At 73.5% G+C, this 15,866-nt stretch carries 13 protein-coding genes; 9 read left to right on the top strand and 4 right to left on the bottom strand.

From position 1 onward, the window contains the following. The first annotated feature begins 65 nt into the window (after positions 1 to 65). Positions 66 to 2,534 carry an HAD-IC family P-type ATPase gene (locus tag ACIQPT_RS20890; protein WP_401157377.1) on the top strand — a complete coding sequence of 823 codons (2,469 nt, stop codon included), beginning with the start codon at positions 66 to 68 and terminating at the stop codon, positions 2,532 to 2,534. Positions 2,535 to 2,576: 42 nt separating this feature from the next. Here the strand turns inward: ACIQPT_RS20890 and ACIQPT_RS20885 are convergent, their stop codons facing one another. Together ACIQPT_RS20885 and ACIQPT_RS20880 are read right to left on the bottom strand one after the other, a co-directional pair. Continuing rightward, on the bottom strand, positions 2,577 to 5,780 hold the full coding sequence (locus ACIQPT_RS20885; RefSeq protein WP_401157552.1) for a sacsin N-terminal ATP-binding-like domain-containing protein: 3,204 nt from the start codon (positions 5,778 to 5,780) through the stop codon (positions 2,577 to 2,579). Between the two features lie 339 nt (positions 5,781 to 6,119). Then, positions 6,120 to 7,052 carry a DUF3027 domain-containing protein gene (locus ACIQPT_RS20880; protein WP_401157376.1) on the bottom strand — a complete coding sequence of 311 codons (933 nt, stop codon included), beginning with the start codon at positions 7,050 to 7,052 and terminating at the stop codon, positions 6,120 to 6,122. Between the two features lie 485 nt (positions 7,053 to 7,537). Here ACIQPT_RS20880 and ACIQPT_RS20875 point away from each other — a divergent pair, with 485 nt between their 5' ends. From ACIQPT_RS20875 to ACIQPT_RS20860, 4 genes are all read left to right on the top strand, one after another. After that, positions 7,538 to 8,998 carry an MFS transporter gene (locus tag ACIQPT_RS20875; RefSeq protein WP_401157375.1) on the top strand — a complete coding sequence of 487 codons (1,461 nt, stop codon included), beginning with the start codon at positions 7,538 to 7,540 and terminating at the stop codon, positions 8,996 to 8,998. A 27-nt stretch (positions 8,999 to 9,025) separates the two neighbouring features. Beyond that, a complete protein-coding gene (locus ACIQPT_RS20870) occupies positions 9,026 to 9,502 on the top strand; it encodes a DUF2771 domain-containing protein (RefSeq protein ID WP_401157374.1) in 477 nt (158 codons plus the stop codon). A 64-nt stretch (positions 9,503 to 9,566) separates the two neighbouring features. Beyond that, complete coding sequence (locus ACIQPT_RS20865; RefSeq protein ID WP_401157373.1) at positions 9,567 to 10,310, top strand: futalosine hydrolase; 744 nt, start codon at positions 9,567 to 9,569, stop codon at positions 10,308 to 10,310. Then, positions 10,300 to 11,172 (top strand): 1,4-dihydroxy-6-naphthoate synthase, encoded by an 873-nt coding sequence (locus tag ACIQPT_RS20860; RefSeq protein WP_401157372.1) that lies wholly within the window; start codon positions 10,300 to 10,302, stop codon positions 11,170 to 11,172. The genes ACIQPT_RS20865 and ACIQPT_RS20860 overlap by 11 nt, the downstream gene beginning before the upstream one ends. Before the next feature lie 19 nt (positions 11,173 to 11,191). Here the strand turns inward: ACIQPT_RS20860 and ACIQPT_RS20855 are convergent, their stop codons facing one another. Next, a complete protein-coding gene (locus ACIQPT_RS20855; RefSeq protein WP_401157371.1) occupies positions 11,192 to 11,575 on the bottom strand; it encodes a cold-shock protein in 384 nt (127 codons plus the stop codon). 166 nt (positions 11,576 to 11,741) lie between these two features. Here ACIQPT_RS20855 and ACIQPT_RS20850 point away from each other — a divergent pair, with 166 nt between their 5' ends. After that, entirely contained in the window at positions 11,742 to 11,978 is a 237-nt protein-coding gene (locus ACIQPT_RS20850; protein ID WP_352239484.1) for a hypothetical protein, read from the top strand. Between the two features lie 24 nt (positions 11,979 to 12,002). Here the strand turns inward: ACIQPT_RS20850 and ACIQPT_RS20845 are convergent, their stop codons facing one another. After that, on the bottom strand, positions 12,003 to 12,650 hold the full coding sequence (locus ACIQPT_RS20845) for an HAD family hydrolase (RefSeq protein WP_401157370.1): 648 nt from the start codon (positions 12,648 to 12,650) through the stop codon (positions 12,003 to 12,005). A gap of 151 nt (positions 12,651 to 12,801) precedes the next feature. On the opposite strand from ACIQPT_RS20845, the gene ACIQPT_RS20840 reads away from it, so the two are divergent. The 3 genes from ACIQPT_RS20840 to ACIQPT_RS20830 are packed head-to-tail and all read left to right on the top strand — an operon-like array spanning position 12,802 to position 15,865. Next, entirely contained in the window at positions 12,802 to 13,851 is a 1,050-nt protein-coding gene (locus ACIQPT_RS20840; RefSeq protein ID WP_401157369.1) for a FecCD family ABC transporter permease, read from the top strand. Continuing rightward, a complete protein-coding gene (locus ACIQPT_RS20835; protein WP_401157368.1) occupies positions 13,848 to 14,942 on the top strand; it encodes a FecCD family ABC transporter permease in 1,095 nt (364 codons plus the stop codon). The genes ACIQPT_RS20840 and ACIQPT_RS20835 overlap by 4 nt, the downstream gene beginning before the upstream one ends. Beyond that, on the top strand, positions 14,939 to 15,865 hold the full coding sequence (locus ACIQPT_RS20830; protein ID WP_401157367.1) for an ABC transporter ATP-binding protein: 927 nt from the start codon (positions 14,939 to 14,941) through the stop codon (positions 15,863 to 15,865). Before ACIQPT_RS20835 ends, ACIQPT_RS20830 begins: the two co-directional genes overlap by 4 nt. Position 15,866 lies beyond the last annotated feature (1 nt).

Genomic DNA, 15,866 nt, shown 5'->3' with positions numbered 1-15,866 from the left:
CCCCTGGTCGGATCTTCGCCCCTCCCGGTGGGTGATCCGACACGCACCCCCGTAACGTCTGACCCATGACGCAGCGGGCACTCGATTCCTCCGGGGAGCAGACCCCCGGACCCTCCCGGCCGGCCATGATCGACGCGGGGGCGGAACTCGATCCCGTGCACCCCATGGAGCCACCGCCGCCGCCCCACCGACCCGACGGTCTGAGCACCGCCGAGGTCGCCGAACGGGTCGCGCGCGGTGAGGTCAACGACGTACCCGTGCGGTCCTCGCGCTCGGTCACCGAGATCGTGCGGGCCAATGTCTTCACCCGGTTCAACCTGATCATCGGCGTGCTCTGGGTGATCATGCTGTTCGTCGCGCCGATCCAGGACAGCCTCTTCGGCTTCGTGATCGTCGCCAACACCGGCATCGGCATCATCCAGGAGTGGCGGGCCAAGAAGACCCTGGACAGCCTCGCGGTGATCGGCGAAGCGAAGCCGACCGTGCGGCGCGACGGGGTCGCCGCCGAGATCTCCACCTCCGAGATCGTCCTCGGCGACCTGGTCGAGCTGGGCCCCGGCGACAAGGTGGTCGTGGACGGCACGGTCGCCGAGGCCGACAGCCTGGAGATCGACGAGTCGCTGCTCACCGGCGAGGCCGACCCGGTGCTCAAGCGGGCGGGCGACCCGGTGATGTCGGGCAGCTTCGTCGTCGCGGGCGGCGGCGCGTTCACCGCGACCAAGGTGGGCCGCGAGGCGTACGCCGCCCAGCTCGCCGAGGAGGCGTCGCGCTTCACGCTCGTCCACTCCGAGCTGCGCAGCGGCATCAGCACGATCCTGAAGTACGTCACCTGGATGATGGTGCCGACGGCGATCGGGCTGATCATCAGCCAGCTCGTCGTGAAGGACAACAACTTCAAGGACTCCGTCGCCCGGACCGTCGGCGGCATCGTCCCGATGATCCCCGAGGGGCTCGTCCTGCTGACCTCGGTGGCCTTCGCCATCGGCGTCGTACGCCTGGGCCGCAAGCAGTGCCTGGTGCAGGAGCTGCCCGCCATCGAGGGCCTCGCCCGGGTCGACGTGGTCTGCCTGGACAAGACGGGCACCCTCACCGAGGGCGGCATGGACGTCACCGAGGTCCGGCCGCTGAACGGGAGCGACGAGGCGTACGTCAAGGAGGTACTGCGGACGTTCGGCGCCTCGGACTCCCGGCCCAACGCCAGCCTCCAGGCCATCATCGACGCGTACCCGCAGGGGGACGGTGCCGCCTGGACGGTCACCGACGCGATGCCGTTCTCCTCCGCCCGCAAGTACAGCGGCGCGGCGTTCGAGGAGGCCGACGGAACGGCCTCCGCCTGGCTGCTCGGCGCCCCCGACGTCCTGCTGTCCGAGGACGACGCGACCCTCACCGAGATCGAGCACCTCAACCAGCAGGGCCTGCGGGTACTGCTGCTGGCCCGGGTGCGGGGCGACCTGAACGCGCCCGGCGCGGCCGCCGGAGCCGCCCCCACCGCCCTGGTGGTCCTGGAGCAGCGGCTGCGCCCCGACGCGGGCGAGACGCTCGCCTACTTCGCCGACCAGAACGTGGCCACCAAGGTCATCTCCGGCGACAACGCGGTCTCGGTCGGCGCGGTCGCCGGAAAGCTGGGCCTCGCGGGCGCCGAGAACACCCTGGACGCCCGCCGGCTGCCCACCGACCCGGACGAGATGGCCACGGCCATGGAGCAGAACGCGGTCTTCGGCCGGGTCACCCCGCAGCAGAAGCGGGACATGGTGGCCGCCCTCCAGTCACGCGGCCACACGGTCGCGATGACCGGCGACGGCGTGAACGACGTGCTGGCCCTCAAGGACGCCGACATCGGCGTCTCGATGGGCTCGGGCTCGGAGGCGACGCGCGCGGTGGCGCAGATCGTGCTGCTGAACAACAGCTTCGCGACGCTGCCCTCGGTGGTCGCCGAGGGCCGCCGGGTGATCGGCAACATCACCCGGGTCGCCACCCTCTTCCTGACCAAGACGGTCTACTCGGTGCTGCTGGCGATCCTGGTGGTCTGCACCCAGGTGGAGTACCCGTTCCTGCCGAGGCATCTGACCCTGCTGTCGACGCTGACCATCGGCGTCCCGGCGTTCTTCCTCGCGCTCGCGCCCAACAAGGAGCGCGCCCAGCCCCACTTCGTACGCCGCGTGATGCGGTACGCGATCCCCTCGGGCATCATCGCGGCGACGGCCACCTTCACGACGTACCTCGTGGCGCGGCACTACTACAGCGGCGAGGGCGCGCTGGAGGCCGAGACGAGCGCGGCGACGCTGACGCTGTTCCTGGTCTCCATGTGGGTCCTGGCGATCATCGCCCGCCCGTACACCTGGTGGCGCATCGGCCTGGTGGCGGCGATGGGGCTCGGCTTCCTGATCGTGCTCGTGGTGCCGTGGCTCCAGGACTTCTTCGCGCTGAAGCTGGTGGGCGCGCCGATGCCGTGGACGGCGGTCGGCATCGCGGTGGCGGCGGCCGCGCTGCTGGAGTTCACCTGGCGCTGGGTGGGGCGACGCTTCGGGATGTAGGGATGCGGAGAGCGGGGAAGCCCGGAGGCCCCTGGAGGCGACTCAGTCGAACCAGCGGTCCCGGGCCAGCTCCTCCGTACGGGACGGGTCCTCCAGCAGGGCCGCGACCTCGAAGCGGCGGGGCCACTGGCCCGCCGCCCAGGCCAGACCGGCCGCCACGCCCTCCAGGGTCGCGGCGTGGACGACCCCGTCCGGGGTGCGGCGCCAGTCCAGTTCGACGCCGCCCGCCCGGAGTTCGGGGTGCTCGATGTACGTGTCCGGGGTGCCGGGGCCGAGCAGGACCCGGACCGACTCCGGTACGCGGTGCTCCTCGCCCTCGCTCGTCACACCCGCCTCGATCGTCTCGCCGAGCCGCCGCACCTGGAGCAGATCGGCCAACTCGGCGGCCCGGGAAGGCGCTACGGGGAGCAGGGGCAGGCCCGCCGTGAGCGGCAGCACGTCGGGGGCGTCCGCGATCACGGCGTCCGCCGCGTCGACCACCGTCACCTCGCCGTCCACCACCGCGCGCAGTTCGTCCGGCAACGTCACCTGGTCCGGGTCCAGTTCGGCGAGGGCCGTGTAGAGCGCGTGCAGCTGTACGGGGGTGACGGGGCGGTCCTCGTCGGCGAGCCGGCCCAGCAGCTCGGCCGCACCGCCCGGCTCGTCCAGGAGCGCGGCCACCGAGGTGCGCACCCCCAGCGCCCGCAGCACTTCGGTGTCGTCGAAGCCGGTGGCGTCCACCGCGTCGTAGAGCCCGGCCAGCCGGAGGTCGCCGCCCGCCGCGCGCAGTCCGGCCGGGCGGCGGCCGTCGAGCACGGGGTGGTCGCGCAGCCACCACGCCGTGTACGGGCGCACGGACTGCGTCGTCCCGTCCGGCAGCAGCACCCGCACGGGCTGCGTCAGCGCGTCGCGCAGCGGCGGCCGCGCGAGCATCGCGAGTGCCTGCGGCCAGGCGTCGTCGTCGACCAGGTCGAGATCCCGTACGGCGACGATCTCGGTGGCCACGGGCGGCACCGGGGTCTCGGGCAGCTGGTCGAGGAGGTCCTCGCACCAGACGTCGACGGCGTCCAGCAGCCCGGCGTCGTCCGGTTCGGCGAAGTCGCTGTCGCGGGGCTCCAGTTCGTCCGGGTCCAGGACGACGTCGTTGGCCCGGACGAGGGCGAAGGTGGCGAGCACCCCGCAGGCGGTGAGCGGGCCCTCGCCCCAGCGGTCGGCCAACTCCTGGTCGGCGAGGGCGAGTTCCCCTTCCCGCATGACCTGGGCGAACGCACTTCCCGGGAGGACCAGTTCACCGGCGGGGGCGGGCTCACCCTCCTCGTCGGGGAGGGCGAGCGCGCCGAGCCACGGTTCGTCGCCGGGGGCCAGCTCGGCGTCCCGGACGAGGGTGAGCACGGTCTCGGCCAGCTCGTCGCCGTCGAGCGCGTCCTCGTCCCAGATCTCCCCCGCGTCCAGCGAACCGGCCACGGCCGCCCGCACCTGCGGGGTCGTCAGCACGGCGCGGGGCGTGGCGGGCAGGGCCCCGAGCTTCTCCAGCAGCGGGTGCGCGGCGTCCGGGTGGGCGACCTTGAGCCCGAGCCGGGAGAGGCGGGCGAGGACCGGGCCGGTGAGCCCGTCCGGAAGCGGCAGCAGGATCTGGCGCGGCCCGATCGCGGTGCGCGGCGGGCGGCCCGCCCGCTCGTCGTCCGGGTCGCCCGCGAGCGGGACCGGCAGGCCGGTGAGCCGGTCGGGGTCGGTGCCCGCGAGGCTGTCGTAGAGCCGGTACCACCAGGCGGGGTCGCGCTCCAGACCGGCGAGCCGGTCGATGGCCTCGGTCAGCGGTACGCGGGCGACGCCGAGGGTGCGCAGTTCGGTGCGGCGCTCCAGCCCGGCGGGCAGCAGACAGGGCAGCACCTCGGCGAGCACCCGTACGGTCTCGGCCCCGACCCCCTCGACGACCTCGGCCTCGACGGGCCGCAGGGCGGCGGTGTCGGAGGCGGCGCTCTCCGTACGGTCCCAGTCGTCGCCCCAGCCGTTCTCCGCCTCGGGGTCACGGGGCGCGGCGGGCTCCAGGAACGCGACGCGCGGCAGCCGGGCGAGGATCGCTCCGCGCAGGGCCCCGTCCAGACCGCCCTTGCCGAGGGGCCCCGGCACCAGGTCGATGGTCCCGGTCGACACCGGCCGCCAGGCGCCCAGCAGCTCCGCGTACGCGTCGGCCGCCCGCTCCACCAGGAAGTCCGTCAGCGGCCCCGGCGCGGGGTGCCTGCGGGCGGTGTCCAGCGGGAGCGAGGCGATGAGCAGGGCGGGGATGCCGAGCGGTTCGTCGGTGGGCGTCGGGGCGTGCACGACCGGTGCCGTACGGGGGTGGAGCGGGGCGCCCGCCTCGTCGACCGGCACCGCCCAGGTGACCGACCAGTGCGGGCGCAGCCGCTCCTCGACCGGCCGGTCGGCGAGCAGGGCGGGCTCGACGGGCCCGTGGTGGAAGACGGTGCGCCAGCGGCCCAGGCCGCGCGCGGAGTCGTCGATGTGCGTGTACGGGCCGTGGACCGAACGGCGCAGGGTCCGCGTACCGTCCGGGGTCTCGATGACGACCTCGTCCAGGCCGGGCAGCGTGAGCAGCAGCGCGTCGTCCACGGCCGCCAGCAGCCGGGCCACCAGGTCCTCGGCGGTGCCGTCGCGCAGCGGCAGCACGACGACGGTGTCGTACCCCTGGGGCGCGGAGCCCTCGGCGGGCAGCGGCAGGCGCAGCAGCGGTACGTGTCCGTCGCGGCGGCGCAGCTCGTCGCCGAGGCCGGGGCTGCCGACGGACGCCGCCCGGGCCAGCTCGCGCGCCTCGGCCAGGGACCAGCGCACACCGCCGTGGAGGCCGAGCACCGCGGGCTCGTCGCTGACCGCGAGGACGGCGGCGAACCCGACGCCGAAGCGGCCGACGGAGGACTCGTGGCCCTCGCGCTTGGCGGAGGCGCGCAGGGTGGAGAGCGACTCGACGCCGGTCGCGTCGAGGGGTGCGCCGGTGTTGGCGGCGGCCAGCACGCAGCGGCCGTCCGGGTCGCCGGGGGCGGCGGGGTGCAGGGTGAGGCGGAGCCGGCCGGGGGCGCCCGCGCGGGCGGCGGCGTCGGCGGCGTTCTGGGCCAGCTCGACGACGAGCCGGTCGCGGTAGCCGCCGAGCGCGAGGTCCTCCTCGGCGTTGGCGTCCTCCCGGAACCGGGCGGGCCCGGCGCCCCACGCGTCGAGCACGCCGCGCCGCAGCCGTGCCGTCCCGAACGGATCGGCCCCCTCGGTCGCCTTCATGCTCACGGTCTCGACTCCGTCCGCTGTGTCGGTCGGGCGCGCGGATGCCCGTGCCGCCCAGTGTGCGCCCGAAGGTACCGCGCCCGCCGCCCCGGCCGTACCGCACCATCCCCAGCCCGTCCGGCGGCACTCTCAGCCCGTCCGGCGTTTGAGGACGGAACCCTTGCTCAGGTGAGCGGGCACAGAGGACAGGGACCTTGGGCACAGCGCCCCGCAGCGGCAAGCGACACCACGTCGACGGTTCCGTCCTCAAACGCCGGACAGGCTGAAAACGTGGTCACCGCCGCACGCGGAAAATCAAGCCCGTCCGGCGATTGAGGACATCGGTGAGCGGCACCCTCAGGAGTGGCCCAGGTCCTCCGAAGCCCCGTCCGCCTCATCCGGCACGGAGCCCCCGTCCCGCTCGGGCCGCAGCGAATACGCGTCCACCCGCATCGTGTCCATCGCATGCGGCGCCGGCTTCGGCGGCACCGGCATCACCGCGGCCTCCGAGTGCCCGCCGCAGCCGTACGCCAGCGACACCACATGGCCGTCCGCCGGACCGAACTCGTTCGCGCACACCCCGAAGGCCTGCTTCAGCGAGCCCGCCATCGGGATCAGGAACGCGCAGCTGACACACGTCGCCGGGGCCGCCTGGGCCATCGGCGTCTTCGGGCCGAACGCCTCGTCCCAGCGGTCGGCCGCCGCGTACAGCCCGTACCGCGACAGCACCCGCGCCCGGCGCGTACCGAGCTCGTCCGCGACCGCGGCGATGGATCCGCGGCTGGTCGCGGCCACCGGCCGGTCGGTCAGCTCGGCGTCCTCCGAGTCGACCAGCTCCGCCAGCTCCTCGGAGACCACGGAGTTCGGCGGCGGCTCGTCCTCGCCGGTCCAGCCGGGCTCCAGGCGCAGGTCCTCCGCCTCGGTGGGCAGCAGGTCGCCCGGGCCCATGTCGCCGGGGCGAAGCCGCTCGCTCCACGGCACCCACTCCGGCGCCAGGAGCGCGTCGGCGCCGGGCAGCAGCACCGTTTCGTCCAGGGTGACGTTCTTCGCGCGGGAGGCCCGCGCCACCGTCACCGCCCAGCGCCAGCCCCGGTAGCCGGGCTCCTTGGCCTCGAAGTAGTGGGTGACGACCCGGTCCCCCTCGGAGACCACGCCGATGTGCTCACCGACCACACCGGGTGCGGCGGCCTCCTCGGCGGCCGCGCGCGCGAGGCCGACCGCCTCGGCACACAGGCGGTCGGGAACGGGGGTACGGGCCGTACGGCTTCGCGTCGTCGTCGCAGCACTCACAGGTCTTCGCTTCTCTCCATACGCCAGTCTCACGAGCGCGCCAGCTGCTGCACGATTGCCGTTTCGGCCAGACAAGTGCGGGCGGAGCGGACCTGAGGGCCGCGTCGACGTCCACACCCGTTGTGCCTGCCTCGGGCGCGCCTTCTGCCACCCATTCTGCGGGATCGCCGAGAGGCGCGCGGCCAAGAACAACCGCCGGTGGCGCGTTACGCACGCTACCCTCTCCGCCGCTCTGCGCCCACCTGCCCGTCCCAAACGTGCCGTATCCGTTCCCGCCGGGTTCCCGCCGACGCGCGTACGACGCCGGTCCGACACCGGTCCGACATCGGTCGGACAACGGTCCGACGCCGGTCAGGAGGCGGCGGGAGGGACAGCGGCGCGCGGTACCGGCACCGCTCGTCCGACGGCGCGTCCAACAGGGCGTCACACGCGCGTCCGCACCCGATCACCGTTCATTCCGGCCAGGGTTGGGGCACTATGACGGGGTGACTGCCGCCAGGTCGCACGACGGTCCCGGCCCGCTCCGCAGGGCGGGACGGGCGACGGGCCATGCCCTGCGCGCCCCGTTCACCGGCACGGCGCGCGGTATCCGCAAGGCGACGCACGCCCACGGCGCGGGCGAATCCGGCCTCGGCAAACTCATCGAGCTGCACGCGGTGAACGGCGCGGGCGACGTCATGATCACGGTCGCGCTCGCCTCCACCGTCTTCTTCTCCGTGCCGACGGACGAGGCACGGGGCCGGGTGGCCCTCTACCTCGCCATCACCATGGCCCCCTTCACCCTGCTCGCCCCGGTGATCGGCCCGCTCCTGGACCGCCTGCCGCACGGCCGCCGCGCCGCGATGGCGGGCGCGATGCTGGCCCGTGCGCTGCTGGCGATCACCATGTCGGGCGCGGTCGCCACGGGCGGTCTGGAGCTGTATCCGGCCGCACTGGGCGTCCTGGTCTCCTCGAAGGCGTACGGCGTGGTGCGCAGCGCGGTCGTGCCACGTCTGCTGCCACCGAAGTTTTCCCTGGTGAAGGCCAATTCCCGGGTCACCCTGGCCGGGCTGCTGGCTACCGGGGTGGCGGCCCCGATCGGGGCCGGCCTCCAGACCATCGGCTCCCCCTGGCCGCTCTACGGCGCCTGCGCGATTTTCGTCGCGGGCACCTTCCTCGCCTTCACCCTGCCGCCCAAGGTCGACTCCGCGAAGGGCGAGCGCCGGGCGCGGCTGATCGTCCCGCACCACGACGAGGAGGCCGTACCGCGCCCCGCCCCCGGCAAGGGCAGCACCCGCGCCGGCCTTCGCAAGGGAGGCGCCAAGGGATCCAAGGGATCCAACGGGGAGAAACCGGCCAGGGAGCGGCCGCCGGGCCTGCGGTCCGTCGGCGGGTCCGTCCTGCACGGGCTCCAGGCCAACGCCGCGCACCGGGCCCTCTCCGGCTTCCTCATCTTCTTCCTGGCGTTCCTGCTGCGCGAGCACCCGCTGGCCGGGCAGAGCGCGGCGGTCTCGCTCGGCATCGTCGGCGTGGCGGCGGGCGTCGGCAACGCCTGCGGTACGGCGGTCGGGTCCTGGCTCCGGGCCCGCGGGCCCGAGGTGATCATCGCGACGGTGCTCGGTCTCGCGCTGAGCGTGGCGGTCCTCGCCGCGGTCTTCTTCTCCACCCTGCTGGTCGCCGCGCTCGGCGCGGTCGCCGGCTTCACCCAGGCCCTCTCCAAGCTGTCGCTCGACGCGATGATCCAGCGGGATGTGCCCGAGGAGGTCCGCACCTCCGCGTTCGCCCGGTCCGAGACATTGCTCCAGATGGCGTGGGTGGTCGGCGGCGGCATCGGCATCGCCCTGCCGCTCAACGCGGTGCTCGGCATGTCGGTCGCCGCGGGCATTCTCGCGCTCGGCGCGGCCACGTCCGTACGGGGCCTCCTGGGGGCCGCGCGGCGCGGCACGCCGCACCCCCGCGTGGCATGAGCGGAGGCGACCGATAGCCTTCGGCCCATGACCGTTGCGTTCTTCTCCGGTAAGGGCCGTCGAATCGGCGTCGCTCTTGGTGCCGTGTCCGCGGGACTCCTTGTCCTGTCCGCCTGCGACAAGCCGACGCCGCTCGCCACCGTGACGGTCGGCAGTGACTCGGTGAACACCGAGGCCGCCTGCTACAACGACGGCGATGCGATCAAGGAGTCCCTGATCCAGGGCTGCCTGAACAAGAAGGCCGAGAAGACCATCAAGGTCTCCATGGACGACCAGGTCCGCTTCGGCGTCGACCCCGAGATCGCCGAGAACGGCTGGACGCTCTTCATCAACGGCCAGCAGGCCGAGCAGGAGCCGTTCAAGAAGACCTACCGGACGATCCCCGGCAACGCCTTCTTCGCCAGCCAGACGGGCAAGCCGGCCGAGAAGACGAACATCTCCATCGTGGAGACCAAGGGCAAGAAGCTCACGGGCATCTGGCAGTTCGAGTTCAAGAAGGACTGAACCGCCGCCGCCCGAAGAGCGCCCCCTCGCTCCTCCCCCCGTCCTCGACCCTGAGGCTGAATCCGTGCGTGTGCTCGTCGTGACCGCTGTCCCGGTGGAACGGGACGCGGTCACGCGTGCGTTCGGGGGCACCCCGGAGACCGTGGCGCTGCCGGGGGGCGAGGTGCACCGCTGCGGGGCGTTCGACGTCCTGGCGGGCGGCGCGGGCCCCGCCGCCGCCGCCGCGGCCACCGCCTTCGCCCTGGCTGCCGCCCTCGCCCCGGCCTCCGCCTTCGCCCCGACGGCCGCCGAGCCGCCGGCCCCCGGCCCGTACGGCCTCGTCGTCTCGGCCGGGATCGGCGGTGCGTTCACCCCGCTGACCCCGCTCGGCTCGCTGGTCGTGGCGAGCGACATCGTCGCCGCCGACCTGGGCGCCGACACCCCCGACGGCTTCCGTCCCGTCACCGCGCTCGGCTTCGGCCGGGACCGCTTCGCCCCGCCGCCCGCGCTCGTCCGCGAGGTGGCGGCCGCCGCGGGCGCCACCGCCGGCCCCGTCCTCACCGTCTCCACCGTGACCGGCACCGCCGAACGCGCCGCCGGCCTGCTCGCCGCGCACCCGGGGGCGCTGGCCGAGGCGATGGAGGGCTTCGGGGTCGCGGAGGCCGCCGCCCGGGCCGACGTGCCTGTACTGGAACTGCGGGCCGTCTCGAACGCCGTCGGCCCCCGCGACCGGGACGCCTGGCGCATCGGCGACGCGCTGGCGGCGCTCACGGACGCGTTCGGGAAGACGGCACCCGTACTGGAAGGTTGGAACCGGCATGACCACTGAAGCGAACCCGGGCCCGGCCGACGAAGCGATCGAGATCGCCTTCTCGCCCTGCCCCAACGACACCTTCGTCTTCGACGCCTGGGCGCACGGCAGGATCCCCGGCGCGCCCGCGCCGGCCGTGACCTTCGCCGACATCGACATCACCAACGGCATGGCCGAGCGCGGCGAGCTGGACGTCCTGAAAGTGTCGTACGCGGTCCTGCCGTGGGTCCTCGACGACTACGCCCTGCTGCCGTGCGGCGGGGCGCTGGGCCGAGGTTGCGGCCCGCTGGTCCTCACCAAGGAACTGGGCCTCGACCTGACCGGCCGGACCGTCGCCGTGCCGAGCGAGCGCTCGACGGCGTACCTGCTGTTCCGGCTCTGGGCGGCGGAGATGGTCCCGGGCGGGGTCGGCGAGGTCGTCGTGATGCCGTTCGACGAGATCATGCCCGCCGTACGGGACGGCAAGGTCGACGCCGGCCTGGTCATCCACGAGGCCCGTTTCACGTACCGGAACTTCGGTCTGCACAACCTGGCCGACATGGGCCGCCACTGGGAGGACACCACGGGCCTCCCGATCCCCCTCGGCGCGATCATCGCCAAGCGCTCCCTCGGCGAGGAGACCCTGCGCCACCTGGCCGACACGATCCGCAGCTCGGTCAGGATGGCCTGGGACCACCCGGAGGTCTCCCGGCCGTACGTCCAGGAGCACGCCCAGGAGATGGACCCGGCCGTCGCGGACCAGCACATCGGCCTGTACGTGAACGAGTTCACCGCCGACCTCGGCGAGGACGGCTACGCGGCGATCCGCGGCCTGCTGACCCGCGCGGCCGCCGAGGGGCTCGTACCGCCCCTCGGCCCGGACGCGCTGGCGTTTCCCTGAGCCCGCCGACCGCTTCGGGTCAGACGTCGAGCTGGTCGGCGACCGCCCTCAGCAGGCCCGCGATCTTCGCACCGGAGGCCTTGTCGGGGTAGCGGCCCCGCTCCAGCTGCGGCGTGATGTTCTCCAGCACCGTCGTCAGGTCCTGCACGATCGACGCCAGCTCGTCCGGCTTACGGCGCTGCGCGGCCGCGACCGACGGGGTGGGGTCGAGGACCACCACGGAAAGGGCCTGGTCGCCGCGCTGGCCCGCGACCACGCCGAACTCCACGCGCTGGCCGGGCTTGAGTGCGTCGACTCCGGCAGGGAGTACCGACGAGTGGACGAAGACGTCGCCGCCGTCGTCGCGGGAGAGAAAGCCGAAGCCCTTCTCGTTGTTGAACCACTTGACCTTGCCGGTGGGCACGTCTGTCCTCGTCCTCGTACTCGTCGGTGTGCGGAAGAGCCGGGATACGGCTCCGGATAGCAATACAGCGGGTCACCGTGACCCGCCCGCTCCAGGCTAATGGCCCTACGGCCGGTGACAAGACGTCGCCGGAGAGTTCCTCCGGGCTGGGAACTACCCTGGTCGGGTGAGTACTACTCCTTCAGGCGCAGGTGACCGGCTGGTTCAGGTCGGCGCGATCGTCTTTTTCGTCGGCGCACTGGCCACACTGGTCACGGTCGCCCCCCTGTTCCTGGGCACGGACCCGTTCCCTCCGGTCGCCTACGCCGTCTGCATGCTGATGGGCGTCGGGTTCCTGATCGCCGGGGCGGGCGTCGTGCGTTCGGCCTGGGTGAACTCGCCGAAGCGGGCCGCGAACCCGTAGGTTCCCGGGCTGCTCCTCGACCGCTTACGCCGCCTGTTCCTCGGCGAAGGCCGCCAGCCAGGCCGGGAAGCCCGTCAGGTCCTCCAGCACCACGTCCGCGCCCGCCGTCCGCAGCTCCGCCGCGTCGCACGGGCCCGTCGTCACCCCGAGCGACAGTGCGCCGGCCACCCGTGCCCCGCGCACGTCGCCGGTGTGGTCGCCGACGTACACCTGCGCGCCGTGCTCGCGCAGCGCCTCGCCCTTCGCCTCCGCCCACAGCGAGCCGATCACCGTGTCCGGCTCGATCCCGAGGTACGACAGGTGCAGCTTCGCGTGCGGCTCGTTCTTCGCCGTGACGACGATCGCCCGGCCGCCGAGCGCCCGCACCGCGGCCACCGACTCCCGCGCCCCGGCGAGCGCCGTGCTCGGGGCTATCGCGTGGTCGGGGTAGGCCGCCCGGTAGAGGTCGGCGGCGGCGGGCACCTCGGCTGCCGGGAACCAATTGGCCAGCTCCGCCTCCAGCGGCGGCCCGAGGCGGCTCACCACCAGGTCGATGTCGATGGGCACCCCCGTCTCCGCGACCAGGACCCGGTAGGCGGCGGCGATGCCGGGACGGGAGTCGACGAGCGTCATGTCGAGATCGAAGCCGACCGTCAGAGGGTGCTGAAGGGGGTGCTGAGCCTTGGACGTCATGCCCGCCATTGTGCCGACCGGCCGGGTCCGGTCCCGAAGCCCCCGTCGGACCGGAAATTCCGCCGCCTAGACTGAGGCCCGTACTTAGCCAAGCCTTACCAGCCCCGGCCCCGTACCCCCCTCACGTACCGGGCCGTCTCGATTGGTTCAGATGTCAGCGTCAGCACCAGTGCGGGCCGCCGCGCCACCCGGTGTGCCCCGCGCACCCCGCCTCTCCCGACGCGCGACCGCAACGGCCGCGGCCGTCGTCGCCCTGCTGCTGGCGGTCCTGCTGAGCCTCGCCGTGGGCGCGCGTTCGATCCCCCCGGGCGAGGTCCTCGACGCCCTGCTGCACGGCGGGCACTCCGACGCCGCCGAGGTGATCCGCACGATGCGGGTGCCGCGCACGCTCATCGGGCTGATGGTCGGCGCGGCACTGGCGCTCGCGGGCACGGTGCTCCAGGGCATCACCCGGAATCCGATCGCCGACCCCGGCATCCTCGGCATCAGCCAGGGCGCCTCGGTGGCGGTGGTGATGGCCATCGCGTTCGCCGGGGTCCACACGCTGACCGGGTATGTGTGGTTCGCCTTCGCGGGCGCGGCCGTCGCCTCGGTCGCGGTGTACGCCATCGCCTCCAGCGGGCGCGGCGGCGCGACCCCGGTGAAGCTCGCGCTCGGCGGTGCGGCGATCAACGCGCTGCTGGTCTCGGTGACGATGGGGATCCTCACGACGAAGGCGTCCGCGCTGGACGAGTTCCGCTTCTGGCAGGTCGGCTCGATCGCGGGCCGGGAGGCGGACGTCGTCCAGCAGGTGTGGCCGTTCCTGCTCCTCGGCACCGTCCTCGTGCTCTCCGTCGCCCGCGGCCTGGACGCGCTCGCGCTCGGCGAGGACGTGGCGAAGGGGCTCGGGCAGAACGTCGCGGCGGTCCGGATCGTCGGCGGCCTCGGGGCGACCGTGCTGACCGGCGTCGGGGTCGCCGCCGCCGGGCCGATCGCGTTCATCGGGCTCGCCGTCCCGCACATCGCCCGCGCGGTCGTCGGCAACGACCACCGCTGGGTGCTGCCCATGGCGGCGCTGATCGGGCCCGTGATGCTGCTGGTCTCGGACGTCGTCGGCCGGATCGTGTTCCCGCCGAGCGAGGTCCCGGCGGGTGTGATGACGGCCCTGATCGGGGTGCCGTTCCTGGTCGCCCTCGTACGCCGGAAGGCGGTGCCGGCATGAGCGTCACCCGTACGCCCGAGAAGACCGTGAAGCCCGTACGGGTCCGGCCCGCCGGATACGCCGTCGTGAAAGCCGGTCCGCGGGGCCGGTTCCTGCTGCACCGGCGGGCCTCCGTCGTCGTGGCGGTCCTGGTCGTCCTCCTGGCCGCCGTCTGCGTCGCCTACCTCTGCGTCGGCGAGAGCTTCGTCGCACCCGGCGAGGTCGTGAAGGTGATCCTCGGGCAGCCGTCCTCGGCCGAGCTGGTCGTGGGCACGCTTCGGCTGCCGCGCATGGTCGTCGGGCTGCTGGTCGGCGCCGCGTTCGGGGTCGCCGGGGCGCTGATCCAGACGGTCGCCCGCAACCCGCTGGCCAGCCCCGACATCATCGGCATCAGCCAGGGCGCGAGCGCGCTCACGGTCGGCGCGATGACCTTCGGCATCACCTCGTACACCGTCCTGCCCTACCTCTCCGTCATCGGCGGCATCGCGGCGGCGGCCCTGGTCTACGTCTTCGCCTGGCGCGGCGGTCTGCACGCCACCCGCTTCGTGCTCATCGGCATCGGTTTCGCCATCGCGCTGCGGTCGGTGACCACGCTGTTCCTGACCAAGGGCGACTACCTGGTCGCCCAGCAGGCACAGATCTGGATGACCGGTTCGCTGAACGGGCGCGGCTGGTCGGAGGCCGCCCCGATCGGCTGGACGCTGCTGATCCTGCTGCCCGCCATCGCGTGGGCGGCCCGCGCGCAGCGCACCGTCACGATGGACGACGACACCGCCACCGCGCTGGGTGTGCGCCTGGGGCGCGTACGGCTCGGGCTGGTCGCCCTCGGCGTGGTCCTGGCGTCCGTGGCGACGGGCACGGCGGGCCCGGTGGACTTCGTGGCGCTGCTCGCCCCGCAGATCGCCCGCCGGATGACCCGGACCGCGCAGATCCCCCTGCTGTCCTCGGCGCTGCTGGGTGCAGTGATCGTCGTCTTCGGCGATCTGCTCGCCCGCAGGCTGTTCTCGCCCACCGAACTGCCGGTGGGCGTCCTCACGGCGGCGGTCGGCGCCCCGTATCTGATCTGGCTGATCATCCGCGGTCACCGCGGCCGCAGTGGAGGCACCGCATGAGCCCGACGACATCCGACGCAGCACAGCGGACCGGCCGCCTCGCCGCACGCGCCCTGACCCTCGCGTACGAGGACCGCACCGTGGTCCACGAGCTGGACCTCACCGTGCCCGACGGGCAGGTCACCGTCATCGTCGGCCCGAACGCCTGCGGCAAGTCCACCACCCTGCGGGCGCTCGGCCGCCTGCTGAAGCCGCGCGGCGGGGCGGTCCTGCTGGACGGCACGGAGCTGGCGCGGATACCGACGAAGCAGATCGCCCGGTCGATCGGGCTGCTCCCGCAGACCCCGGTGGCGCCCGAGGCGATCACCGTCTCGGACCTGGTCGCGCGGGGCCGCCAGCCGCACCAGAGCTGGTGGCAGCAGTGGTCGGACGAGGACGAGCGGGCGGTGACCGACGCCATGTCCCGTACGGATGTGACGGCGCTGGCCGACCGGTCGGTGGACGAGCTGTCGGGCGGGCAGCGCCAGCGGGTGTGGATCGCGATGGCGCTGGCCCAGGACACCGACCTGCTGCTGCTCGACGAGCCGACAACGTATCTCGACATCGCGCACCAGGTGGAGGTCCTGGACCTGGTACGCCAGTTGGCGTCCCCGGCCGAGGACGGCACCCGGGGCCGTACCGTCGTCACCGTGCTTCATGACCTCAACCAGGCCGCCCGGTACGCGGACCGGCTGGTCGCCATGAAGGAGGGCCGGATCGTCGCCGAGGGCCGGCCCGGGGACGTCGTCACCGCCGAGCTCGTCCGCGAGGTCTTCGGCCTGGAGGCGGTGATCGTCCCGGACCCCGTGACGGGTTCACCGCTCGTCGTCCCGGGCGCCCCCTGGACCGCCGCACCCCCTTCCGCTTCCGCTTCCGCTTCCTCCCCCGCCTCCGCTGGCTCCGCCGGCTCCGCCACTGCCCCGACTCCCGGAAAGGTCCTCTGAA

This window comes from Streptomyces sp. NPDC091289 (genome assembly GCF_044757365.1).
In the GTDB taxonomy this organism is placed as follows: domain Bacteria; phylum Actinomycetota; class Actinomycetes; order Streptomycetales; family Streptomycetaceae; genus Streptomyces.
This window is presented reverse-complemented; position numbering and strand designations above follow the sequence as displayed.